Here is a 608-nt window from a genome sequence, read left to right as displayed (position 1 = left end):
AGGTGTTGGTCGCCGTCGAATTCGTCGTCGCGCTGGTGACCGCCGCGCTCTGGGTGGCCGGGGCGGTGTCGTTGGAGATCTTCGGCGCCGCGCTGAACTGCGTCAACTTGGTCGACGTCGCCGACTGCCCCGCATAGCTGTACATGGCGCTGGCGTCCTGCGCCCACATCTGGCCGTACTGGGCTTCCAGCTGGGTGATTGCGGGGGTGTTCTGCCCCAACACGTTGGTCGAGATGAGCTGCTGCGTCTCGGCACGGTTGGCCGCCACCAGCGGCGGCGGCACCGACGCCGCCAGCGCGGTCTCGTAGGCCGCCGCGGCCGCCTGCGCCTGGGCGGCCGCCTCCTCGGCCTGCGCGGCCGTCGTCTGCATCCAGGTCACATACGGCTGCACCGCGGCCGCCATCGCCGCCGACGCCGGGCCCATCCACTCCTCGCTACTGAGCGCGGTGATCAGCTTCTCGTAACTCAGCGCCGCGGAATTCAACTCCGCCGCCAGCGCGTTCCACGACGACGCCGCGGTCATCAACGACCCCGACCCCGGACCCGCATAAATCCGTGCCGAATTGACCTCCGGCGGTAACGCCCCGAAATCCAACATCATCGACTCC

General features: G+C 69.1%; 1 protein-coding gene. It reads right to left on the bottom strand.

Annotation, left to right across the window (positions count from 1 at the left end; translation table 11 throughout):
* A partial coding sequence (locus HMPREF0591_RS30140; RefSeq protein ID WP_040624610.1) for a PPE family protein occupies positions 1-601 on the bottom strand: 601 nt, incomplete at its 3' end.
* Between the last annotated feature and the right edge of the window lie 7 nt (positions 602-608).

Source organism: Mycobacterium parascrofulaceum ATCC BAA-614, assembly GCF_000164135.1.
Lineage (GTDB): Bacteria > Actinomycetota > Actinomycetes > Mycobacteriales > Mycobacteriaceae > Mycobacterium > Mycobacterium parascrofulaceum.
The sequence above is the reverse complement of the archived record's forward strand: the minus strand, read 5'-3'. Positions and strand labels throughout refer to the sequence as shown.